21 protein-coding genes and 1 tRNA gene are annotated in these 20,923 nt (G+C 70.6%); 6 read left to right on the forward strand and 16 right to left on the reverse strand.

Annotated features, from left to right (window positions below; genetic code table 11):
- Positions 1-25: 25 nt before the first annotated feature.
- Together ACFWB8_RS01250 and ACFWB8_RS01255 are read left to right on the forward strand one after the other, a co-directional pair.
- On the forward strand, positions 26-688 hold the full coding sequence (locus tag ACFWB8_RS01250; RefSeq protein WP_385220665.1) for an NADPH-dependent F420 reductase: 663 nt from the start codon (positions 26-28) through the stop codon (positions 686-688).
- Between the two features lie 102 nt (positions 689-790).
- Positions 791-1,090 carry a hypothetical protein gene (locus ACFWB8_RS01255; RefSeq protein WP_385220668.1) on the forward strand — a complete coding sequence of 100 codons (300 nt, stop codon included), beginning with the start codon at positions 791-793 and terminating at the stop codon, positions 1,088-1,090.
- On the opposite strand, the gene ACFWB8_RS01260 is transcribed toward ACFWB8_RS01255, so the two are convergent.
- Both ACFWB8_RS01260 and ACFWB8_RS01265 read right to left on the reverse strand, forming a co-directional pair.
- Positions 1,035-1,448 carry a hypothetical protein gene (locus ACFWB8_RS01260; protein ID WP_385220670.1) on the reverse strand — a complete coding sequence of 138 codons (414 nt, stop codon included), beginning with the start codon at positions 1,446-1,448 and terminating at the stop codon, positions 1,035-1,037. The two genes, ACFWB8_RS01255 and ACFWB8_RS01260, sit on opposite strands and share 56 nt — an antisense overlap.
- Positions 1,449-1,496: 48 nt before the next feature.
- Complete coding sequence (locus tag ACFWB8_RS01265; RefSeq protein WP_385220672.1) at positions 1,497-2,018, reverse strand: MarR family winged helix-turn-helix transcriptional regulator; 522 nt, start codon at positions 2,016-2,018, stop codon at positions 1,497-1,499.
- Positions 2,019-2,111: 93 nt separating this feature from the next.
- Between ACFWB8_RS01265 and ACFWB8_RS01270 the strand changes: the two genes are divergently transcribed.
- Positions 2,112-2,936 (forward strand): NAD(P)H-binding protein, encoded by an 825-nt coding sequence (locus ACFWB8_RS01270; protein ID WP_385220675.1) that lies wholly within the window; start codon positions 2,112-2,114, stop codon positions 2,934-2,936.
- A 62-nt stretch (positions 2,937-2,998) separates the two neighbouring features.
- On the opposite strand, the gene ACFWB8_RS01275 is transcribed toward ACFWB8_RS01270, so the two are convergent.
- The 4 genes from ACFWB8_RS01275 to ACFWB8_RS01290 all read right to left on the reverse strand — a co-directional run bounded on the left by ACFWB8_RS01275 (position 2,999) and on the right by ACFWB8_RS01290 (position 5,719).
- Positions 2,999-3,071: transfer RNA gene (locus ACFWB8_RS01275), tRNA-His, on the reverse strand.
- Between the two features lie 96 nt (positions 3,072-3,167).
- Complete coding sequence (orn, locus tag ACFWB8_RS01280; protein WP_385220678.1) at positions 3,168-3,770, reverse strand: oligoribonuclease; 603 nt, start codon at positions 3,768-3,770, stop codon at positions 3,168-3,170.
- Positions 3,771-3,851: 81 nt separating this feature from the next.
- Positions 3,852-5,024 carry a helix-turn-helix domain-containing protein gene (locus ACFWB8_RS01285; protein ID WP_385220681.1) on the reverse strand — a complete coding sequence of 391 codons (1,173 nt, stop codon included), beginning with the start codon at positions 5,022-5,024 and terminating at the stop codon, positions 3,852-3,854.
- Positions 5,025-5,398: 374 nt separating this feature from the next.
- Positions 5,399-5,719: a hypothetical protein gene (locus ACFWB8_RS01290; RefSeq protein ID WP_385220684.1), complete on the reverse strand. Its 321-nt coding sequence runs from the start codon at positions 5,717-5,719 to the stop codon at positions 5,399-5,401.
- A gap of 441 nt (positions 5,720-6,160) precedes the next feature.
- Here ACFWB8_RS01290 and ACFWB8_RS01295 point away from each other — a divergent pair, with 441 nt between their 5' ends.
- Both ACFWB8_RS01295 and ACFWB8_RS01300 read left to right on the forward strand, forming a co-directional pair.
- Entirely contained in the window at positions 6,161-6,691 is a 531-nt protein-coding gene (locus ACFWB8_RS01295; RefSeq protein WP_385220687.1) for a universal stress protein, read from the forward strand.
- Positions 6,692-6,790: 99 nt separating this feature from the next.
- The gene (locus tag ACFWB8_RS01300) at positions 6,791-7,360 is read left to right on the forward strand and encodes an acetate uptake transporter (RefSeq protein WP_385220689.1); all 570 of its coding nucleotides are present in this window, start codon (positions 6,791-6,793) and stop codon (positions 7,358-7,360) included.
- A 65-nt stretch (positions 7,361-7,425) separates the two neighbouring features.
- Here the strand turns inward: ACFWB8_RS01300 and glmS are convergent, their stop codons facing one another.
- The 3 genes from glmS to ACFWB8_RS01315 all read right to left on the reverse strand — a co-directional run bounded on the left by glmS (position 7,426) and on the right by ACFWB8_RS01315 (position 10,600).
- Positions 7,426-9,243 carry a glutamine--fructose-6-phosphate transaminase (isomerizing) gene (glmS, locus tag ACFWB8_RS01305; protein ID WP_385220692.1) on the reverse strand — a complete coding sequence of 606 codons (1,818 nt, stop codon included), beginning with the start codon at positions 9,241-9,243 and terminating at the stop codon, positions 7,426-7,428.
- A 65-nt stretch (positions 9,244-9,308) separates the two neighbouring features.
- Positions 9,309-9,584, reverse strand: coding sequence for a hypothetical protein (locus tag ACFWB8_RS01310; protein WP_385220695.1), 276 nt, complete (start codon positions 9,582-9,584; stop codon positions 9,309-9,311).
- A gap of 107 nt (positions 9,585-9,691) precedes the next feature.
- Positions 9,692-10,600, reverse strand: coding sequence for a DUF4429 domain-containing protein (locus ACFWB8_RS01315; protein WP_385220698.1), 909 nt, complete (start codon positions 10,598-10,600; stop codon positions 9,692-9,694).
- A gap of 63 nt (positions 10,601-10,663) precedes the next feature.
- Between ACFWB8_RS01315 and ACFWB8_RS01320 the strand changes: the two genes are divergently transcribed.
- Entirely contained in the window at positions 10,664-12,241 is a 1,578-nt protein-coding gene (locus ACFWB8_RS01320) for a beta-N-acetylhexosaminidase (protein WP_385220700.1), read from the forward strand.
- 63 nt (positions 12,242-12,304) lie between these two features.
- On the opposite strand, the gene ACFWB8_RS01325 is transcribed toward ACFWB8_RS01320, so the two are convergent.
- From ACFWB8_RS01325 to ACFWB8_RS01355, 7 genes are all read right to left on the reverse strand, one after another.
- Complete coding sequence (locus ACFWB8_RS01325; protein WP_385220703.1) at positions 12,305-14,086, reverse strand: IucA/IucC family protein; 1,782 nt, start codon at positions 14,084-14,086, stop codon at positions 12,305-12,307.
- Positions 14,083-14,673 (reverse strand): GNAT family N-acetyltransferase, encoded by a 591-nt coding sequence (locus ACFWB8_RS01330; RefSeq protein WP_385220706.1) that lies wholly within the window; start codon positions 14,671-14,673, stop codon positions 14,083-14,085. The genes ACFWB8_RS01325 and ACFWB8_RS01330 overlap by 4 nt, the downstream gene beginning before the upstream one ends.
- Positions 14,670-15,971 carry a lysine N(6)-hydroxylase/L-ornithine N(5)-oxygenase family protein gene (locus tag ACFWB8_RS01335; protein ID WP_385220709.1) on the reverse strand — a complete coding sequence of 434 codons (1,302 nt, stop codon included), beginning with the start codon at positions 15,969-15,971 and terminating at the stop codon, positions 14,670-14,672. The genes ACFWB8_RS01330 and ACFWB8_RS01335 overlap by 4 nt, the downstream gene beginning before the upstream one ends.
- On the reverse strand, positions 15,955-17,454 hold the full coding sequence (locus ACFWB8_RS01340; protein ID WP_385220711.1) for a pyridoxal phosphate-dependent decarboxylase family protein: 1,500 nt from the start codon (positions 17,452-17,454) through the stop codon (positions 15,955-15,957). The genes ACFWB8_RS01335 and ACFWB8_RS01340 overlap by 17 nt, the downstream gene beginning before the upstream one ends.
- Positions 17,455-17,598: 144 nt before the next feature.
- On the reverse strand, positions 17,599-18,501 hold the full coding sequence (locus ACFWB8_RS01345) for a siderophore-interacting protein (protein ID WP_385220713.1): 903 nt from the start codon (positions 18,499-18,501) through the stop codon (positions 17,599-17,601).
- Between the two features lie 52 nt (positions 18,502-18,553).
- Positions 18,554-19,591: an ABC transporter substrate-binding protein gene (locus ACFWB8_RS01350; protein WP_385220716.1), complete on the reverse strand. Its 1,038-nt coding sequence runs from the start codon at positions 19,589-19,591 to the stop codon at positions 18,554-18,556.
- Positions 19,592-19,760: 169 nt separating this feature from the next.
- Positions 19,761-20,921: an acyl-CoA dehydrogenase family protein gene (locus tag ACFWB8_RS01355; protein WP_385220719.1), complete on the reverse strand. Its 1,161-nt coding sequence runs from the start codon at positions 20,919-20,921 to the stop codon at positions 19,761-19,763.
- Positions 20,922-20,923 lie beyond the last annotated feature (2 nt).

Below are 20,923 nucleotides of genomic sequence, written 5' to 3' on the forward strand. Positions count from 1 at the left end.
CCCCTCGAACGGAACGGAACGGATCATGCGCTACGCAGTCCTCGGCACCGGAATCGTCGGCCGAACCGTGGCCGCCCGGCTCGTCTCGCTGGACCACGAGGTCGTCATCGGCACCCGCGACCCCGAGGCCACCCTCACCCGCGAGGAGTACGCCGACTGGGCGGCCGAGCACCCGCAGGTGGGCCTGGCCGCCTTCCCCGAGGCCGCACGGCAGGGCGAGACCCTCGTCAACGCCACCGGCGGGCGGGTCAGCATCGCCGCCCTGACGGAGGCCGACGCCGAGCACCTGGACGGCAAGGTCCTGATCGACATCGCGAACCCGCTGGACTTCTCGCACGGGTTCCCGCCGTCCCTGGACCCGGTGGACACCGACAGCCTGGGCGAGCTGATCCAGCGGACCTTCCCGCGGCTGCGGGTGGTCAAGACGCTGAACACGATGAACTGCCGGATCATGGTGGAACCGGCCCGGGTCGCCGGCGACCACCACGTCTTCCTGTCGGGCGAGGACGCGGACGCCAAGAAGGCCGTGCGCGAGCTGCTGTACTCCTTCGGCTGGCCGGAGGCGAGCGTCCTCGACCTCGGCGGCATCGAGACGGCGCGGGGGACGGAGATGCTGCTGCCCGTCTGGCTGCGGCTGATGGGCAGCCTGGGACACACGGACTTCAACTTCCACGTCCAGGGCGCCTGACGCTCCGTCCATCCGCCGCGCCCACCGGGGCTCGGACGGGGGCGCAAATGTTGCCGCGCCCCCGTCCCGCGCCGAATGTGGGCGTGACGGAAGGAGCTAGGCATGAGAGTCATGCTCAGGGCCCACATGGACACGGCCGCCACCAACGAGGGCATCACGACCGGGGGCCTGCCCCAGGCGATCAAGAAGCTCTTGGAGAAGGTCAAACCGGAGGCGGCCTACTTCGGGCTGCACGAGGGCGTGCGTTCCTGCTGGATCGTCTTCGACCTCCAGGACAGCGCGCGGGTGCCGGAGCTGACGTGGGACCTGTTCCATGAGTTCAACGCCGAGATCGAGGTCGGTCCGGTCATGACCGCAGAGGATCTGGCGAAGTCGCTGGCAGCGATCCAGTCGTCCTCGTAGCCGGGCCGGCCGGGCGGGGGCCGAACCGGCCCTTTCCGGCAGCCGTCAGTGCGAAGGGCGTGGAGGCGGCCGCCGCCAGGGCATGGCCGGCGATCAGCCCGCTGCCGCGCACGGTCATGGCCTCGCCCACCCCCTCCGCCGGGCCGGCCCGTTCCACCCGCCCGAACAGCGCGATCAGGTGCGGGGCCACGGCCAGTCCGATGCCGGCGACGGCCAGGGCCGCGCCCCACGGGCCCGACCCCGCCGGCAGCGGGAGCGTCAGCGGCGCCCGGGCCGCGATGGTCCACCGCAGCCGGACCGTCAGATCGGCAGAACCGGGCCGGGCCACCGTCACGAAGCCGGCGATCGAGCCGGTCACGGCGGCGACGGCCCCGTCCCCGATGCCGTCGCGGTTCGAAAGCCCCCTCTAGGGGCTGGTCACGGCCGGGTCGCCGGCGTTGCCCGAGGCCAGCCGCTTGGCCTGGGCCCGGCCGACCTCGGCGGCGCGGTGCAGGTAGTCGCCGATGACCGCGAGCTCGCTGTCGGAGTAGCTCTCCAGTACGGCGCCGAAGGCCCGGCCGGGGGTGTCCCAGGCGGCGCCGATCCGCTCGCGGGCGGTGGGGGAGAGCGCGACGAGCGAGCGGCGGCGGTCGTTCGGATCGGCCAGCCGCTCGACGACGCCGGCCTTGACCAAGCGGTCGACGAGGCGGGTCGCGGAGCCGGAGGTCAGGCCGGTGAGGCGGGCGATGTCGCCGGTGCTGACGGGGTCGGGCTCGATGTCCAGGAGGGCCACGCACTGCAGGTCGGTGGGGTGCAGGCCGAGGTGGTCGGCCATGGCCTGGCTGAAGAGCGAGTAGTCGGCGTAATGCCGCTGGCTCTCGGTGACGATGCGCGCGAGCAGCTCGGCGCGGCTCCACTCCGCACCCGAACGAGCGTAATTGGTTGACATCGGCTTCTCCATGCTCCAAATTTATCTGTGTGACGCAGAAGATGCGTCGCACACAATCTGTGTCACGTCTTCAGTCTAGAACAGGAAACGCACATGTCGAAGATCCTCGTCACCGGCGGCCGCGGCGCCATCGCCCGCGGCCTCTCCTCCCTCCTCGCCGCGCAGGGCATCCCGTACCGCCTCGCCTCCCGTGAGCCGGACGGGCCGGACACCGTGCGCTGCGACCTCGGCGATCCGGCCACCTTCCCCGATGCCCTCGCCGGTGTCCGCTCCGTCTTCCTGTACGCCGAGGCGTCCGGCATCGAGGCCTTCGTCAAGGAGGCGGTCGCCGCCGGAGTCGAGCACGTCGTGCTCCTGTCCTCCTCCTCGGTCCTCGCCCCCGACGCCGCCGACAGCCCCCTGGCCGCCGCCCACCTCGCGGTCGAGGAGGCCCTGCTCGCCTCCCCGCTGCGCACCACGCTGCTGCGCCCCGGCGCCTTCGCCGGCAATGCTCTGGGCTGGGCCTGGTCGCTGAAGTCCGGCCGCCCGGTCCACCTGCCCTACCCGGGCTCCTACGGCGACCCCGTCCACGAGAGCGACATCGCCGAGGCCGCCTTCGCGGTCCTCACCGAACCGGCCCTCGCCGGCCGCGCCTACACCCTGACCGGGCCGCAGTCGCTGACGTTCGAGACCCAACTGGCCATACTCGGCGGTGTCCTCGGCCGGCCCGTACCCTTCGAGGCCGTCTCCCCCGAGCAGTGGAAGTCCGAGGTCGACGGCTCCATACCCGGGCCGTACGCGCAGGCGCTGCTCGACTACTGGGCCACCACCGACGGCCTGCCGACCGAGCTCTCCGACGCGGTCGAGCAGCTCACCGGTCACCCGGGCCGCTCCTTCGGCACGTGGTGCGAGGACCACGCCGAAGCATTCGCCGCCTAGCGCAAGGTCCCGCGTACGCGAAAGGCCCCGGTCCGCTTTCGCGTGCCGAGGCCTTCCTGCAGGGTGAGTGACGGGACTTGAACCCGCGGCCACCTGGACCACAACCAGGTGCTCTACCAACTGAGCTACACCCACCATGTCCGGTCGGAGAACCGACCGGCCGAAGAAAAGGTTACAGGGTCCGGGAGGGTGCTCGCTCCCCCCATTCCCCGCGCCCGCCTCCGGTGGGTCCTACTCGCCCGGGAGCACGTGCTTGGCGGCGATGGCCCGCGCGGTGTCCGAGTCGGGACCGGGCTGCGGCACGAAGACGGCCTCCCGGTAGTAGCGCAGCTCGGCGATGGAATCCTTGATGTCCGCGAGCGCCCGGTGGTTGCCGTTCTTCGGGGGACTGTTGAAGTACGCCCGGGGGAACCAGCGGCGCGCCAGCTCCTTCACCGAGGACACGTCCACGATCCGGTAGTGCAGGTAGCCCTCCAGCGCGGCCATGTCGCGCAGCAGGAAGCCGCGGTCGGTACCGACCGAGTTTCCGCAGAGCGGGGCCTTGCGGGGCTCCTTCACGTGTTTGCGTACGTACGCCAGGACCTGCGCCTCGGCATCCGCGAGGGTGGTCCCGCCGGCCAGTTCGTCGAGCAGGCCGGAGGCGGTGTGCATCTCGCGCACCACGTCGGGCATGGTCTCCAGGGACGCGTCCGGCGGGCGGATCACAATGTCCACGCCTTCGCCGAGCACGTTGAGCTCCGAGTCGGTGACCAGTGCGGCCACCTCGATAAGTGCGTCGTCCGTCAACGAGAGCCCGGTCATCTCGCAGTCGATCCACACCATGCGATCGTTCATGTGTCCCACCTTATGCGGAAGGTCCCCCGCATCGGTGCCGTACCGATACGGGGGACCTCCGTCAGGCAGTACCCGTACGGGCTACGCGTGCTCGCGCAGGACCCGGCCGGGGGCGTACAGCTCCGTCACCGACGGGCCGGCCGCGGCCAGGGCCGCCGCCGTCCGCTGGTGCTGCGGAGTGCGCTGGTGCGGAACCGGGCTCTCCGCGATCTGGGACACCTGAGCCACGTCGGCCTGCGGGCGACGGGCCCGGTAGGCGGAGCGGTAGGCGGCCGGGGAGGACCCCAGCTGCCGCCGGAAGTGCCCGCGCAGCGCGACCGGCGAGCGGAACCCGCACCGCCCGGCGACCTCGTCGACCGAGTAGTCGGAGGTCTCCAGCAGCCGCTGCGCCTGGAGCACCCGCTGGGTGATCAGCCACTGCAGCGGCGCGCTGCCGGTGAGCGAGCGGAACCGCCGGTCGAAGGTGCGCCTGCTCATGTAGGCGCGCGCCGCCAGCGTCTCCACGTCGAACTGCTCGTGGAGGTGTTCAAGTGCCCATGCGACGACCTCGGCCAGCGGGTCGGCGCCGATCTCCTCCGGCAGTGACCGGTCGAGGTAGCGCTCCTGTCCGCCCGTACGGCGCGGCGGGACGACGAGCCGGCGGGCCAGTGCCCCGGCCGCCTCGCTGCCGTGGTCCGTGCGCACGATGTGCAGGCACAGGTCGATTCCGGCCGCGGTGCCCGCGGACGTCAGCACGTCGCCGTCGTCGACGAACAGCTCGCGCGGATCGACATGGACGGACGGGTACCGCTTGGCCAGCGTCGGCGCGTACATCCAGTGCGTCGTCGCGGGCCGTCCGTCCAGCAGACCGGCCGCGGCGAGCACGAAGGCTCCCGTGCACAGTCCGACGATCCGGGCGCCTTCCTCGTGCGCCAGACGCAGTGCGTCGAGCGCCTCCGGCGGCGGCGGTGAAGTGATGGAACGCCACGCGGGAACGACGACCGTGCCTGCCCGGGCGATCGCCTCCAACCCGTACGGCGCGGTCAGTTCGAGTCCGCCGGTGGTCCGCAGCGGACCGTCCTCCCCGGCGCACACGAGCAGTCGATAGCGTGGAACTCCCGCGTCCTGCCGGTCAATGCCGAACACGGAAAGTGGAATGGAGCTCTCGAAGATCGGTCCGCCGCTGAACAGCAGCACCGCGACGATCTCCCTGCGGCGACGCCCCGCGAGCTTCCGGCCGGCGTCCGCGACGACGGCGGTGGAATCCTGGCTCATGGCTAAGCCCCCCTTGGGTGTCGCGACTCCTTGGTCTGGTCGCACCTGCACGTTTCCCCTCGGCCTTGCACGTGGATCCCCCGCCGTAAATACATGATCGAATCTACTGCGTCCCGTGGTGTCGGCGTGACAAGTTCAGCACGCAGCGCTATGTCGACTTGGCAACTTGGCGAAAAGCATTCGATCAGCAAGCGTTCCACTCCGCTACCTGGGTGGGAAGCGCGCAGGTTGGCCATGGCCAGTACCCATAGGGTCGCGGCGCCCCTCCGGCTCTGTCGTCGCTGGTGGTAGGGGGGTTGGGGGGACATTCCGGCAAGGGGGGCACCCTGCCTGGAAGTTGGCTGAAAATATGCGGGTGTGGGTGTGCGAACCGGTCAGTCGTGAGGGGAGATCACGCCGGAACCGTGGCAGCCGCGGTGTGTTCCGGCCCCGCCGCGCGAGTGCCGGCCGCGATGGGCGCCCGGAAAGCGTTCCTCCGCGAGGACCCTGGCGGCGGTCCGCTCCACCTTTTCCGAGTGCCTCAGCAGCACCCGGCAGGCGGCCGTGACGGCGGTCAGCCCCAGCGTCGCCACCGCGGCGCCGCCGAAGGAGGTCCCGTAGACGACCAGGACGACGGGGACGAGCAGACAGCTGAAGGCGGCCCAGCGCACCACGTCACCCGCGGCGTCGTCATGGGGGTGCCTGCCGGCTTGCACGGACGAGTGAAGGGGAGAAGGTGACGTGTGGACGGAGCGGACGTAGTGGACGGACTGTGTCGGCTGCGCGGGCTGGACGGGGTGAACCGGACGACCGGGCACGGCGTGCTCCCTGCGGGCTCTTCCTGGACGGTCGGACTCGTGTCCAACGCCGTTCGACGGCGCTCGGTCACTGCGCGCACGGGTGGCGCGTACCCGGCGGGCAGGTGGCTCGTCACTGGCTGTAGGGGACAGCGGCCATTGCCAACCGGGCTCGGCTCCGGCATGCTCCCTGGGACGCTCTCCAGAGGCGGCAAGCCCTGGGCAGGACAGGAGTGTCGCCGTACCCTGGTGGGTACGGACTTGGGAAGATGCTTCCCGGACAGAGCTCCGTCACCCTGAGTCGCCGATTTCGCTCCGCCCCCTGTCCCTTCCCCCGAGGACCTCTTCGCCGAGACATCCATGGCCGGTCACGAATTCTCCGAACCCGCGGACCGCAAGCGCAAACGTCTCGCCGATCCTGAATCGGCCGACCTGCGCGCGGTGGAACAGCCGCGCCATCCCTGCGACCCGGCCTTCCGGCACGGCGTCGTGGTGGGATTCGACGGATCCACCTCCAGCGAGCGCGCCCTCGCCTACGCGATCGGGATGGCCCGCCGCTCGGGCTCCGGTCTGATCATCGTCCATGTCGCGAACCGGCTGCCCGCCACGATGTGGGCCGGCTGCGAGCCGCCCGTCTTCGTGGACGTGCCGGACCACCGTACCGAGGTGCTGGGGTTGGAGCTGGCCTGTGCGGACTACCTGGCCGAGGTGCCGTGGATCCTCGTCGAGCGGGGCGGCGACATCTGCCACGAGCTGGAGGAGGTCGGCCGGGAGTACTCGGCCGACGCCATCGTGGTCGGCTCCACGCACGGGATCGTCGGCCGGATCTTCGGCTCGGTGGCGGGCCGGCTCGCCAAGCGGGCACAGCGACCCGTTGTTGTCATTCCGTAACCCGTTGTACGTCGGTTGTGCGGTTGTGAACCCCCTCGTAAAGGGTAGATAAATGCTGCTGGGACGCAGCAAACAACTGCAGATCGAAGGGAGCCCGCCGTGGACAATGGTGTCTCTGCGGGAAGCACGGCCTCGACTTCGACCCTCGGGCACATCGCCCTGGGTCTCACCCTTCTCGCGTTCGGTATCGGCCACACCGGGATCATCGACGGCGTGACCGTGGCCAACTCCGTGTCGCTCGCGACCTACGTCGGCGGTCTCGCCCTGTTCGTCCTCGGAATCCTGGAGTTCCGCGGCGGCAACGGCTTCAACGGCACGGCGTTCGCGGGCCTCGGCGCCTTCTGGTTCACCTGGGCCTCCGGAGCCGACGGAAAGGTTTCGGCAGACGCCGCCGGAATGTTCCTGATCCTGTTCGCCCTGCTCGGGCTCACCCTCACCGCGGGGGCCGCGAGCGGACTGTTCGGGCAGGGCGTGTACGCCCTGTTCACCCTCTCCCTCGTGCTGCTCGCGATAGGCGCCTTCGCCGACAGCGACGCACTGGGCAAGGCCGCCGGCTGGGTGGCCGCGGTCTCCGGGCTGCTGGCCTGGTACGGCGCCACCGCGGCGCTGGCCCACTGGCCCATGGCCCTGGGCAAGGCCTCGGGCCGCGGTGCGGTGGCCGCGAGCTGAGGGACGTAACGGCGAGAACGGCCCCCGGGGATCCCCGGGGGCCGTTCTCGCGGTGTCCGTGCGACCTACTCGACGGTGACCGACTTCGCCAGGTTGCGCGGCTTGTCGATGTCCCGGCCCATGGCCAGGGCCGTGTGGTACGCCAGCAGCTGGAGCGGGATGCCCATCAGGATCGGGTCCAGCTCGTCCTCGTTCTTGGGAACGATGATCGTGTGGTCCGCCTTCTCCTGCTCGCGGTGGGCCACCGCCAGGATCCGGCCGCTGCGCGCCTTGATCTCCTCCAGCGCCGCGCGGTTCTTCTCCAGCAGGTCGTCGTCCGGGACGATCGCGACCGTCGGCATCGCCGGCTCGATGAGCGCGAGCGGGCCGTGCTTGAGCTCGGAGGCCGGGTAGGCCTCGGCGTGGATGTAGGAGATCTCCTTCAGCTTGAGGGAGGCCTCCAGGGCCACCGGGTAGCCGCGCACCCGGCCGATGAACATCATCGACTTCGCCTCGGCGTACTGGGCCGCCAGCTTCTTGATGTCCTCCTCGCCCTCGAGGATCTCCTGGATCTGCGCGGGCAGCTTGCGCAGGCCCTCGATGATCCGCTTGCCGTCGGTGACCGACAGGTCGCGGATCCGGCCCAGGTGCACGGCCAGCAGCGCGAAGGCCACGACCGTGTTGGTGAAGCACTTGGTGGAGACGACGCAGACCTCGGGGCCGGCGTGCACGTACACGCCGCCGTCGGCCTCGCGGGCGATGGCGGAGCCGACGACGTTGACCACGCCGAGGACGCGGGCGCCCTTGCGCTTGAGCTCCTGCACGGCCGCGAGCACGTCGTACGTCTCACCGGACTGGGAGACCGCGATGTAGAGGGTGTCGGGGTCCACGACCGGGTTGCGGTAGCGGAACTCGGAGGCCGGCTCGGCGTCCGCGGGGATGCGGGCCATGCCCTCGATGAGGCCGGCGCCGATGAGACCCGCGTGGTACGAGGTGCCGCAGCCCAGGATCTTGACCCGGCGGATGCCGCGCGCCTCGCGCGGGTCCAGGTTCAGGCCGCCCAGGTGCACGGTGTTGAAGCGGTCGTCGATCCGGCCGCGCAGCACGCGGTCGACCGCGTCGGGCTGCTCGGAGATCTCCTTGTGCATGTACGTGTCGTGGCCGCCCATGTCGTACGAGGCGGCCTCCCACTCCACGGTCTCCGGCGTGGCGGTGGTCGTCGTACCACTGGTGGTGTAGGTGCGGAAGTCGTCGGCCTTGAGGGTGGCCATCTCGCCGTCGTCGAGGGTGACGACCTGGCGGGTGTGTGCGATCAGCGCGGCGACGTCCGAGGCGACGAACATCTCCTTCTCGCCGATGCCGAGGACGACGGGGGAGCCGTTGCGGGCGACGACGATGCGGTCGGCGAAGTCGGCGTGCATGACGGCGATGCCGTAGGTGCCCTCGATCACCTTGAGCGCCTCGCGGACCTTCTCCTCCAGGGTGTCAGCCTGGGCGCGGGCGATCAGGTGGGTGATGACCTCGCTGTCGGTCTCGGACGCGAAGACCACGCCTTCGGCTTCGAGCTTGGCGCGCAGCTCGGAGGCGTTGTCGACGATGCCGTTGTGGACGACGGCGACCTTGTTCTCGGGGTCGAGGTGCGGGTGCGAGTTGATGTCGCTCGGGGCGCCGTGGGTGGCCCAGCGGGTGTGGGCGATGCCGGTGGTGCCGGCGAACCGCTTGGGCACGCGGGCCTCGAGGTCGCGGACGCGGCCCTTGGCCTTGACCATCTTGAGCGCACCGGACTTCGGGCTGTTGACGACGATGCCCGCGGAGTCGTATCCGCGGTACTCGAGGCGCTGGAGGCCCTCCAGCAGCAGCGGTGCCACGTCACGCTTGCCGATGTAACCCACGATTCCGCACATAAAGGTGTTACCCCTCCTGAAGTTCGGTTGTTCTCGTCCGCCGGGCCCGCTTGTGGCGGGCCGGCTCAGCCGTACACGATGCGGCGCAACTGCCGGAGCGAGAGCTCCGGGGGCGCCACGGCGCGGTGCGGCAGTTCGGCCGCGATCCGCTCGAAGATCTCGGTGTTGACCGCGCCACCGGACTGCAGCTCACGGTGGCGGCGGCGGACGAAGTCCTCGGTCTTCTCGTCGAAGTACGCGAGGACGTCGAGTACCACCCGGGCGGCCTCACCGCGCTGCAGCGAGGTGGTCCGCACCAGGTGGTCGACAAGATCGTCATGCGACGGGCGGCGGTCGAGCATCCGTAGATAGTGACGGCCTACGGCCAGGAACGCAAAGATCCTGCCCGGTTTCGGGCAGGATCCCGCTGGTCTGGACCAGAGGAATCGTTAATTCCGGTCAAGCTGGATCAGAAACGGCCCAGAATTGCCGCTTTCGCCGTGGCGAACTCCTCGGTGGTCAGCACCCCCGCCTGATGCAGCTCACCCAGCTCGCGCAGCCGCCGCAGCAGGGCGTCGTGATCCACCGGATCCGCGCCGGACGTGGTCCAGTCCCCGGCGGGGAGCGCGGACGCCGGCGCCGGCACGGGCGCGGGTTCGGGCGGCGCCGCGGGAGCCGCCGGGTGGGGCAGCCTCAGCGCCACCGCCGCCGCCACCAGCGCCATCAGCGGGTCCTTCTTGAAGCCGAACAGCTCCACCGCGCACGGGTCGTACTTCGGCGGGGGCGAGGCCGCCGGGGCGCCCGCCAGGGTGAAGCGGATCCACCCGTTCTCCAGCCCCCTCGACGGGTACCACTCCACCGCCCGCACGTCCGCGAGCCGGAACTCGCGCGGCCCCCCGGAGCGCTTGGCCTCCTCCGTCGTCCAGTTCCAGTCCAGGGCCACCCGGTCCCCGTCGAAGGCCACCGTCCCGTCGCCCGCGCCCACCGTGATCGGCACGGCCGGCCCCGGCAGCAGGTAGGAGTCGCAGGAGCCCGGGTCCACCTGTTCCAGCAGCAGGGCGTTGCGCACCTCGTCCACGAGGTACTCGGCGACCCCGGCCCGGTCCGAGTCCACGCTCAGCCGGTACGGGTCGGAGGCCTCCGGCAGCCGCCCGGCCGTGACCTGGAGGAGGGGGTCGGCCCCGTCACGCAGCCGGAGCCGCAACCGGCCCGCCTTGCGCCCCGGTTCGTAACTGATGCCCGCCAGCGCCCTCAGCGGCACGGCCACTTCGCCGAGGGTCTGGCGCAGCAGCCCCACCCCCTTGTCGCGGCCCGGCACGATGCGCACCGTGTCCCCGTCGAAGGTCCATGTGCCGTCCTTCTGGATGATTTCCGCCATCTCGCGATTCTCGCACCGGCCGGGACGGGCGAGTCGGCCGCGCGTTGGCCTATACCTGGGCCCATGAGAGTCCTGCGACGCACGCTCGGCACCCTCCTCGTCCTCGGTGCCGCCGTCTCTTGCACCGCCGCCCACGGTGACGACGCGAAACCCGGCGACGAACGGCCCGCCGTCCTCGCCCCCTTCGAGCGCCTCCTGCCGGCGCCGGTCTCCGCCCGCGCCCAGGGTCCGGGGTACGCCTTCGGGGCGGGCACGGTGATCCGTACCGGCCTGGGCGCGGACGAGGAGGTCCGGCAGGTCGGCGAACTCCTCGCCGAGCAGCTCCGGGGTCCCAGCGGGCTGCCGCTGCCCGTGGTCGACGGGGCCGAGGGGGACGGGGTCCGGCTGCGGATCGACGAGGAGGCCGAGGGGGTGGGCGAGGAGGGGTACCGGCTGGAGTCGGGCCCGACCGGGATCACCCTCACCGCACGCACGCCGGCCGGGCTCTTCCACGCGGGCCAGACGCTGCGCCAGCTCCTGCCGGTGACCGGCCCGGGGACGGTGCCCGGCGGGACCGTCACCGACGCGCCGCGCTTCGCGTACCGGGGGGCGATGGTCGACGTGGCGCGGCACTTCTTCTCGGTGGAGCAGGTCAAGCGGTACGTCGACCAGCTCGTGCAGTACAAGGTCAACACCCTGCACCTGCACCTGACCGACGACCAGGGGTGGCGCCTGGCGATCGACGCCTGGCCGCGGCTCGCGGAGTACGGAGGCGGCAGCGAGGTCGGCGGCGGGGCCGGCGGGTACTGGACGAAGGACGAGTACCGCTCCCTGGTCGCCTACGCGGGGGAGCGGTACGTGGACGTGGTCCCCGAGATCGACATGCCGGGGCACGTGAACGCGGCGCAGGCCTCGTACGCGGAGCTGAACTGCGACGGCAGGGCGCGGGAGCGCTACACCGGGATCAAGGTCGGCTTCAGCTCGCTGTGCGTGGCGAAGGAGCGGACGTACGAGTTCATCGACGAGGTGCTCGGCGAGGTCGCGGAGCTCACGCCCGGCCGCTACCTCCACATCGGCGGCGACGAGGCCCAGGCGACCCCGGCGGCGGACTACGCGGCGTTCATGGACCGGGCGCAGCAGGTGGTCGGCCGGCACGGGAAGACGGTGGTCGCCTGGCACCAGCTGGCCGCGGCCCGGCCCGCGAAGGACGCGGTGCTGCAGTACTGGGGCCACGACCGGACCCCGGCGGCGGAGAAGGCGGCGGTGGCCGCGGCGGCGAAGGCGGGCCACCGGCTGATCCTGTCGCCGGCGGACCGGCTGTACCTGGACATGAAGTACGACGTGACGACGGGGCCGGGTCTGGCCTGGGCTGGGTACGTCCCGGTCCGGCGGGCCTACGACTGGGACCCGGGCGCCTACCTGCCCGGGGTCGCGGAGCCGGCGGTCCTCGGCGTCGAGGCGCCGCTGTGGACGGAGACGATCGGGACCCGTCCGGACCTGGAGTACATGGCCTTCCCCCGGGTCCTGGGCCTGGCGGAACTGGGCTGGTCCCGGGCGCCGCGGAACTGGGCGAACTACCGCCAGCGCCTCTCCGCCCAGGGGCAGCGGCTGGACGCGCAGGACGTGAACTACCACCGGGCGCCGGACGTCCCCTGGGGGTAGCGGCCGGGCGCAGGGGTGCGGGCGGCCCCCGAGGGACCGGGTCGGGGGCCGCCCGCCTTCCTGCTACCGCCGCGCGAAGGGCGCGACGGGGTTCTTGAGGGTGCCGATCAGCTGGAGGGCCGCCGCGGGGTCGGCGAGGTCCACCATCTGCTTGTTGTTGCGCAGCTGGAGGCGGTTGAGGCAGGACAGCTGGAACTCCTCGGCGAAGAGGTCGTAGCGCTCGAAGCGCTCCGCCAGGGCGGGCACCGAGTCCTGGTAGGCGTGGCCGCAGTCGGCGACCGCCCGCCAGAAGGTGTCCTCCTCGCAGATGCCCTCGTCGGCCAGGATCGCGCCCAGGAAGCGGAAGAAGCAGTCGAAGACGTCCGTGAAGACGGACAGCAGCTTCATGTCCTCCGGGATGTCCGCCCGGACCCGCTCGACCGCCGGCGGCAGGACCGCGTGCGGATCCATGACCACGATCTCCTCGGCGATGTCCTTGAAGATCGCCCGCTTCACCACGCCGCGCTCGATGACGAGGATCGTGTTCTCGCCGTGCGGCATGTACGCGAGGTCGTACTGGTAGAAGCAGTGCAGCAGCGGCACCAGGTAGGCGCGCAGGTAGTGCCGCAGCCACTCGGACGGGGTGAGGCCCGACTCCTCGATCAGCGCGCCGGCGAAGGAGCGGCCCTCGGAGTCCACGTGGAGCAGGGCGGCCATCGTGGCGAGGCGCTCGTCCCCGCTCAGGGACTCCACCGGCGACTCGCGCCACAGGGCGGCGAGCATCTTGCGGTACGGGGAGTAGCGGTCGGTGGCGCGCTCGTACTGGCGGTGGTGGTAGCCGATCGCCGCGCGCTCGCGGATGATCGAGAAGTCCACCGACCGCAGGACCTCGTCGCCCTCGATCAGCTGGTGGAGCCAGTCGTTGATGGCCGGGGTGGCCTCCATGTACGCGGCCGACAGGCCCCGCATGAAGCCCATGTTGATGACGGAGATGGCCGTCTTCACGTAGTGCTTCGTCGGCGTGGTCGTGTTGAAGAACGTACGGATCGACTGCTGCGCCAGGTACGCGTCCTCGCCCTCGCCCAGCAGGACGAGGCGGCGGTTCGCGATCTCGGCGGCGAAGGTGACCGTGGTCTTGTTCCACCACTGCCAGGGGTGGACCGGCAGGAGGTGGTAGTCCGCCAGGTCGAGGCCGAGGGAGGCCATCTTGGCCGCGAAGCCCGCGAGGGCGGCCTCGCCCAGCTCCGCGCGGACGAAGGAGTCGTGGTCCAGGCCCGCGCCCGCCGTGAAGGTGGAGACGTCCTTGCGGGCCGCCACCCACACCAGGTGGACCGGGCTCGCCGTCTCCGGGGCGTACGAGAGGTACTCGTGCACGCCGAAGCCGAGGCGGCCGTTGTTCGCCACGAAGCAGGGGTGGCCCTCGGTCATGCCGGTCTCGATGTCCTGGAACGAGGACTTCGCCAGGACCGACGAGGGGGTCTGCGGCTTCGTGTACTTGTAGCCCGAGCCAGCCAGGGTGGAGGAGATCTCCTCCAGGTAGACCGGCAGGACCTCCGCGCTCAGGCCGAGGGTCTCGCGCAGCTCGATGTGGAAGTCGAGGGCGTCCAGCGGCAGCTCGGCTCCGTCCCGGTGCCGGGTGATGGACGATTCGTCCACCGACCAGTGGTCCAGCGCGTGCAGCTCGGCCTTGAAGCGGTACTCCACGGTGGAGTCGTCGCTCAGCACCGAGTAGGAGCCGGGCTCCAGCGGCTTCGGGGTCAGCAGGCGCTCGTGGGAGAACTCCGCGAGGGCCTTGCGGACCAGGGCGCGGTTGGCGCGGTCCCACAGCTCGGGGGAGAGGTGGGCGACGGCGTCGGCGAGGCTCATATCGATTCTCCCGTGGTGAGTCCGGTGGCGGCCTCGAACTGCGCGCGGGTGCAGAAGCTCAGCAGGGCTTCCTTCTCGGGCTTGCGGACCGGGCCGTCGGGCACGAAGCCGACGGCCTCGTTCAGGGCGTGCACGGCGGTGTTGCGGACGTCCGGCTCCACGACGACGCGCACGGCCGCCGGGTCGGCGAACACGGCCGCCATGACGGTGGTGATGACCGCGCGGGTGAACCCGTGCACGGGGGTGTCGCTGGGCGCGACGAGGAAGTGCATGCCGACGTCGCCGGGCTGCGCCTCGTACAGGCCGACCAGCTCCAGGTGCGCCGGGTCGTACGTCTCCATCAGGAAGGCGGGCCGGCCCTCGTGGAGGCCGATGAAGGCCTGGTGGTGCTCGGCCGCGGCGATCTTCATGTACTCGCGCTCGACGTCCGGCAGGGTGGCGTCCTGCATCATCCAGAACGAGGCCTTGGGGTGCGTGACCCACCCGTGCAGGAGCTCCGCGTCGGCGAAGGGGTCCAGCGGGCGGACGGCGAAGGTCCCGAGGGCGGCGTCGGTGCGCGTGTACAGGGTCTCGGTGGTGGTGCTCATGCGTGCGTGCCTTCCGGAACTGCGAACTGCTGGAACGCGATGGACTTCTCGACTTTGTAGTGCTCGCGGCCGAGGAGCTCGGCGACGATGTACGCGTTGCGGTACGCGGCCATGCCCAGGTCGGGCGAGGTGAGCGAGTGGTTGTGGGTCGTCCCGTTCTGGAGGTAGACGCCCCGGCCGGTGGTGTCCACGCTGTAGTTGCGGGCCGCGTCGAGGCGGCCGCGGCCGTCGAAGTTCAGCCGCTCGCGCACCGGGGCGAGGAACTCCGGCACGACGTACTTGTAGCCGGTGGCCAGGACCAGGCCCTCGGTGGTCAGGGAGAAGTCCCGCTCCTGCTCCTCCTGCCGCAGACCCAGGGTGTACGTGCCCGTGGTGGTGTCGTACGCCGTGGTGTTCAGCGAGGTGTTGGTGAGCAGGGTGGTCGGGACCGGGCCCGGCATGCCGACCTTCTTCTGGTAGAGCAGGTCGAAGATCGCGTTGATCAGTTCGCCGTCGATGCCCTTGAAGAGGTTCTTCTGCTGGCTCTCCAGCCGGTAGCGGGTGTCCTCGGGGAGGGCGTGGAAGTAGTCCACGTACTCGGGCGAGGTCATCTCCAGGGTCAGCTTCGTGTACTCCAGCGGGAAGAACCGCGGGGAGCGGGTGACCCAGTTGAGCTGGTAGCCGTGGACGTCGATCTCGGCGAGGAGGTCGTGGTAGATCTCGGCCGCGCTCTGGCCCGAGCCGACCAGGGTGATCGACTTCTTCTTCTGCAGCTGCGCCTTGTTCTGCATGTAGCCGGAGTTGTGCAGGAAGTCGCCGCCGAGGTTCCCGCACGCCTCGGGGACGAAGGGCGGGGTGCCGGTGCCCAGGACCAGGCGGCGGGCCCGGTGGGTCTCGCCCCGGTCGGTGTGGACCTCGTACAGGCCGGCCTGCTCGTCGTACGTGACCTCGGTGACGGAGGTGGAGTACAGGACGTTGTCGAGGCGGTCGGCGGCCCAGCGGCAGTAGTCGTTGTACTCGGCCCGCAGCGGGTAGAAGTTCTCCCGGATGTAGAAGGAGTACAGCCGGTCCTTGTCCTTCAGGTAGTTCAGGAAGGAGAAGGGCGAGGTCGGGTCGGCGAGGGTGACCAGGTCCGACATGAACGGCGTCTGCAGGTGCGCGCCGTCCAGGAACATCCCGGCGTGCCACTCGAAGTGCGGCTTCGACTCGATGAACAGGCCGTCGAGCTCGTCGATCGGCGCGGTCAGGCAGGCGAGCCCGAGGTTGAAGGGCCCGAGGCCGATCCCGATGAAGTCACGGGGCTTAGCGGTGGACGGCAAGGGACTCTCCAAGGAACTGCTCGGCGTGTGCGGCGAGAAGGCCGAGGACGGCCGCGATGTCGGCCGTCGTGGTCTGCGGGTTGAGGAGGGTGAACTTCAGGTACTGCTTCCCGTCCACCTTGGTGCCGGCGACGACCGCCTCACCCGAGGCGAACAGCGCCTTGCGGGCGTGCAGGTTGGCCTCGTCGACCAGGTCGGCGCGGACCGGGGCGTCTTCGGGACGGGGTACGTAGCGGAAGACCAGCGTGGAGATCTGCGGCTTGACGACGACCTCGAAGCGCGGGTCGGCGTCGATGACGTCCCAGCCCGCGGCGGCCAGGTCGATGACCTCGTCGAAGAGCGAGCCGACCGCGTCGGCGCCCATCACGCGCAGGGTCATCCAGAGCTTGAGCGCGTCGAAGCGGCGCGTGGTCTGGATGGACTTGTCGACCTGGTTGGGGATGCGCTCCTCGGCCATGCGGCGCGGGTTGAGGTAGTCCGCGTGGTACGTGGCGTGCTTCAGGGTGTCGCGGTCGCGGACCAGCATGGCGCTCGAACTGACGGGCTGGAAGAAGGACTTGTGGTAATCGACCGTGACCGAGTCGGCGTGCTCGATGCCGTCGAGGAGGTGCCGGCGGGTGGGGGAGACCAGCAGTCCGCAGCCGTACGCGGCGTCCACGTGCATCCAGGCGGAGTGCTCGGCGGCCAGGCGGGCGATCTCGGGGAGCGGGTCGATGGACCCGAAGTCGGTGGTGCCGGCGGTGGCGACGACGGCCATGGGGAAGAGGCCCTCGACGGCGCACTCCTCCAGCTCCAGGGCGAGCACGGCGGTGTCCATGCGGCGGTTGCGGTCGACCGGGACGGCGATGACGGCCTCGTAGCCGAGTCCGAGCATGGCGGCCGACTTCTGCACGCTGAAGTGGCTGGCTTCGGAGGTGAAGATGCGCAGCTTCGGGAGGAGTTCGGCCTTGGTGAGCTCGCGGCCCTCGTCCAGCCCCTTCTTCATGACGATGCGGCAGGCCTCGTCACGGGCGAGCAGCAGCGCGTGGAAGTTGGACTGGCTGCCGCCGGAGGTGAAGATGCCGTCCGCGGCCGGGCCGAGGCCGATGCGCTGCGCGGTCCAGTCGATGAGGCGGCGCTCGATGAGCGTGCCGCCGATCGACTGGTCCCAGGTGTCGAGGGAGGAGTTGACGGCCGAGAGGACGGCCTCGCCGAGTACGGCGGGGATGACGACCGGGCAGTTGAGGTGGCCCAGGTAGCGCGGGTGGTGGAAGTACACCGCGTCCCGCAGGTAGACCTCTTCCAGCTCGTCGAGCGCGGCGGCGGGGTCTTCGAGCGGTCGGTCCAGGTCGATGCCGGCGATGACCGGGGCGAGTTCGTCGACGGACACGCCGGTGTGGGGCCGCCGCGTGGTGGCGAGTTTGGCCGCTACGCGCTCGACGCCCTCGGTGACCGAACGCCGGTAGAGGTCCGCGGTCGTCTCGTTGAGCAGATGCTGACGCATCAACTGTCCTCCGGGCAGGGAGAGGGGGGCGGGGATCTGAGGATTAGGTTAGCCTAACCTAACCTTCCCGCCAAATGAAGACGGGCCCCGGCCGGAAGCCGGGGCCCGTCTCTTGAACGGTCCTGTGGTGAAAGGAGGTTGGAGCTACAGCGCGGAGCCGGGGTCCTCGCTGGGAGCCTTGCCCGCGTACGCCTCGGCGAGGAGTTCCTCCTCGCTCGCGCCCAGCCGCCAGTAGCCGGTGAAGCGCACCGCGCGGCGGTCGACGGAACGTTCCTGCACGAAGTGCCGGCGGACGGCCCGAATGGTGCCCGCCTCGCCCGCCAGCCAGACGTACGGGGCTTTCGCGGCGGGCAGTTCGGCCGCCCGGACCACGTCGAGCAGGTGCTCGGTGCGCTCCCGGCCGGCGCCGCCCTCCCGTACGACCCAGGTGATGTCCGCGTCGGCGGGCGTCGACAGCGCGAGCCGGTCGTCCGCGTGCGGTACCTCGAACCAGGCCCGCACCCGGGCGCCGGCGGGGAGCCGGTCCAGGATCGCCGCGGCCGCCGGCAGCGCGGTCTCGTCCGCGTACATGAAGAGCGCGTCGGTGGCGGCCGGCGGCTGGAAGCGTACGGACTTGTTCTCCGCGACGGCCGGGCCGATCGCCATGATCCGGCGGCCGGTGACGGCCCGCCCGGCCCAGAAGGAAGCGGGGGAGGAATCCCCGTGGAGGACGAAGTCGATGTCGACCTCCTCCCCACCCTCGGGCGTACGGCGCTGCTCGCGCACGGTGTACGAGCGCATCACGGGACGTTCCCCGTCCGGCATCGCGCGCCACGCGCCGAACCAGGTGTCCTCGTCCGTGGACGGGAGCACGGTGTGCTCCCGGTCCGGGGGCGGCAGGAAGAGCGAGAGGCTCTGGTCGTAGCCGCCCGAGCGGAAGCCGGCGAGGGACTCACCGCCGAACGTGACCCGCAGGAACGAGTGCCCGAGGCGGCGCGTACGGAGCACTTCCATCTCGAAGAAGCGGAAGTGCGCGATCGCCGGGGCGTCGGATGCGGTGACGGTCATGCGGAGAGTCCCCCTGGGAGTCGATTTCGGCGCCGGCCACCGGCGCCGAGGGTCAGCTGACCTTCTTGGCGCTCTGGATGGACTTCGCGAGGTCTTCGAGGATCTGCGCGCACTTGTCGTACGAGTAGATCGGCTCGGTGACGCGCGGGATGACCTGGCTGGCCTTGACCGCGGGCAGCTCGGCCCAGGTCGGCTTGGACTTCAGGTCGTTCGGCTGCAGGGTGCCGGTCCGGTTGTCGAGCAGGATGACGTCGGCCTTGTACTTGCCGGCGTTCTCCCAGCTGAGGCTCTCGAAGAAGCCGCCCTCGTCGAGCTTCTCCGGGATCGCGAACTCGACGCCCAGGCTCTCGAAGTACTTCAGGTCGGCCGAGGTCTTCGGGGTGGAGGCGTAGAACAGCTCCGGGGAGCCGGAGCCGACGAGCACCTTGATGCCCGGGTTGGCCTTGGTGGCCTCGCGGACCTTCGCGGCGGCGGCCTCGAAGCGGGCCTTCGCGTCGACGGTGGTCTTGGCGTTCATGTCGGCGCCGAGCGACTTGGCGAGGTCCGCCGTGCGCGCCAGGGCCTTGTCGAGGGTGGCGTCGCCGCCCACGGAGATGGCGGCGACCGGGGCGAGGCCGGTGATCTTGGCCTTGGACTCCTCCGGGACGTACCAGAGGGTGCCGTCCCAGGTGTTGGTGACGAGGAGGTCGGGGTTCAGGGCCGCGTACTTCTCGACGTTGAACTCGCCCCACACGTTGCCCAGGATCTCGACCTTGGAGATGTCCATCGAGCCGGCCTGCACGTCGGCCTTGCCGTCGGTGGTCTTGGTCGGGCCGAACACGCCCTTGACCGGGATGCCGTAGTCGTGGAGAGCCGCGGCGGTGCCGGTGAAGGCGACGATGTTCTTCGGCGTGGACTTGGCCGTGACGTCCTTGCCGAGGTCGTCCTTGAAGGACCAGGGGCCGGACGCCGCGGCGCCCTTGTCCTTGCCGCCGTCACCCTTGGCCGTGTCGGAACCGCCGCAGGCGGTGAGCGCCGCGACGAGGCCGAGGGCGCCGCCGGCCGCGATGAGACCGCGGCGGGAGAGGTAGGAGGATCGGGACTTGGGCATGTCGATGTCCGCTTTCGTACGTACCGGGCGGCCACGGGGCCGTTCGGTACGAAGGTTAGCCTAACCTTGGCTGAAAGCGGTAAGGGGGCCCTAACTTCCCGGGCCCCCTCGGTCGTGCGGCGGGTCGTGCGACCGGTCGTGCGACCGGTCGTGCGACCGGTCGTGCGTCTCAGCTCGCGAAGCCCAGCTCGCGGGCGATGAGCATGCGCTGGACCTCGCTCGTGCCCTCGCCGATCTCCAGGATCTTCGAGTCCCGCCACATCCGGGCCACCGGGTACTCGTTCATGAACCCGTAGCCGCCGTGGATCTGGGTGGCTTCGCGGGCGTTGTCCACGGCCACCGTCGAGGAGTACAGCTTGGCGATCGCCGCCTCCTTCTTGAACGGCTCGCCGGCCACCAGCCGGGAGGCCGCGTCGCGCCAGCCGATGCGGGCCATGTGCGCGCGCATCTCCATGTCCGCCAGCTTGAACTGGATGGCCTGGTTGTCGCCGATCGCCTTGCCGAAGGCGTGCCGCTCCTTGGCGTACTTCACCGACTCGTCCACGCAGCCCTGGGCCAGGCCCGTCGCGAGAGCGGAGATCGCGATGCGGCCCTCGTCGAGGATCCGCAGGAACTGGGCGTAGCCGCGGCCCTCTTCGCCCAGCAGGTTGGCGAGCGGGACCCGCACGTCGTCGAAGGACAGCTCACGGGTGTCCGAGGAGTTCCAGCCGACCTTGGAGTACGGGGCGGCCACCGTGAAGCCCGGGGTGCCGGACGGGACGATGACCGAGGAGATCTCCGGGCGGCCGTCCGCCTTGCGGCCCGTCACGGCGGTGACGGTGACCAGACCGGTGATGTCCGTACCGGAGTTGGTGATGAAGCACTTCGAACCGTTGATCACCCACTCGTCTCCGTCGCGGACCGCGGTGGTACGGGTGCCGCCCGCGTCCGAGCCCGCACCCGGCTCGGTCAGGCCGAAGGCGCCGAGGATCTCCCCGGAACACATCCGCGGCAGCCACTGCCGCTTCTGCTCCTCGGTGCCGAAGAGGTGGAGGGGCATCGCGCCGAGGGAGACCCCGGCCTCCAGGGTGATGGCGACCGAGGAGTCGACGCGGGCCAGCTCCTCCAGGGCGATGCCGAGCGCGAGGTAGTCGCCGCCCATGCCGCCGTACTCCTCCGGGAAGGGCAGGCCGAACAGGCCCATGCGGCCCATCTCGCGGACGATCTCGTACGGGAACTCGTGCCGCTCGTAGAGGTCGCCGATCTTGGGCGCCACGACGTCGTGGGCGAACGCCTCGACGGTGCGGCGGAGTTCCTCGTGCTCGGGGGTGAGCCGGTGGTCGAGGGCCATGG

Origin of the sequence: Streptomyces sp. NPDC060031 (assembly GCF_042736805.1) — a bacterium.
Lineage (GTDB): Bacteria > Actinomycetota > Actinomycetes > Streptomycetales > Streptomycetaceae > Streptomyces.

Excerpts from the sequence above, each read along its gene's own strand:
- ACFWB8_RS01250 (WP_385220665.1), top strand. The coding sequence starts at position 26 with ATGCGCTACGCAGTCCTCGGCACCGGAATCGTCGGCCGAACCGTGGCC.
- ACFWB8_RS01255 (WP_385220668.1), top strand. The coding sequence starts at position 791 with ATGAGAGTCATGCTCAGGGCCCACATGGACACGGCCGCCACCAACGAG.
- ACFWB8_RS01265 (WP_385220672.1), bottom strand. The coding sequence starts at position 2,018 with ATGTCAACCAATTACGCTCGTTCGGGTGCGGAGTGGAGCCGCGCCGAG.
- ACFWB8_RS01270 (WP_385220675.1), top strand. The coding sequence starts at position 2,112 with ATGTCGAAGATCCTCGTCACCGGCGGCCGCGGCGCCATCGCCCGCGGC.
- orn (WP_385220678.1), bottom strand. The coding sequence starts at position 3,770 with ATGAACGATCGCATGGTGTGGATCGACTGCGAGATGACCGGGCTCTCG.
- ACFWB8_RS01285 (WP_385220681.1), bottom strand. The coding sequence starts at position 5,024 with ATGAGCCAGGATTCCACCGCCGTCGTCGCGGACGCCGGCCGGAAGCTC.
- ACFWB8_RS01295 (WP_385220687.1), top strand. The coding sequence starts at position 6,161 with ATGGCCGGTCACGAATTCTCCGAACCCGCGGACCGCAAGCGCAAACGT.
- glmS (WP_385220692.1), bottom strand. The coding sequence starts at position 9,243 with ATGTGCGGAATCGTGGGTTACATCGGCAAGCGTGACGTGGCACCGCTG.
- ACFWB8_RS01310 (WP_385220695.1), bottom strand. The coding sequence starts at position 9,584 with ATGCTCGACCGCCGCCCGTCGCATGACGATCTTGTCGACCACCTGGTG.
- ACFWB8_RS01315 (WP_385220698.1), bottom strand. The coding sequence starts at position 10,600 with ATGGCGGAAATCATCCAGAAGGACGGCACATGGACCTTCGACGGGGAC.
- ACFWB8_RS01320 (WP_385220700.1), top strand. The coding sequence starts at position 10,664 with ATGAGAGTCCTGCGACGCACGCTCGGCACCCTCCTCGTCCTCGGTGCC.
- ACFWB8_RS01325 (WP_385220703.1), bottom strand. The coding sequence starts at position 14,086 with ATGAGCCTCGCCGACGCCGTCGCCCACCTCTCCCCCGAGCTGTGGGAC.
- ACFWB8_RS01330 (WP_385220706.1), bottom strand. The coding sequence starts at position 14,673 with ATGAGCACCACCACCGAGACCCTGTACACGCGCACCGACGCCGCCCTC.
- ACFWB8_RS01340 (WP_385220711.1), bottom strand. The coding sequence starts at position 17,454 with ATGCGTCAGCATCTGCTCAACGAGACGACCGCGGACCTCTACCGGCGT.
- ACFWB8_RS01345 (WP_385220713.1), bottom strand. The coding sequence starts at position 18,501 with ATGACCGTCACCGCATCCGACGCCCCGGCGATCGCGCACTTCCGCTTC.
- ACFWB8_RS01350 (WP_385220716.1), bottom strand. The coding sequence starts at position 19,591 with ATGCCCAAGTCCCGATCCTCCTACCTCTCCCGCCGCGGTCTCATCGCG.
- ACFWB8_RS01355 (WP_385220719.1), bottom strand. The coding sequence starts at position 20,921 with ATGGCCCTCGACCACCGGCTCACCCCCGAGCACGAGGAACTCCGCCGC.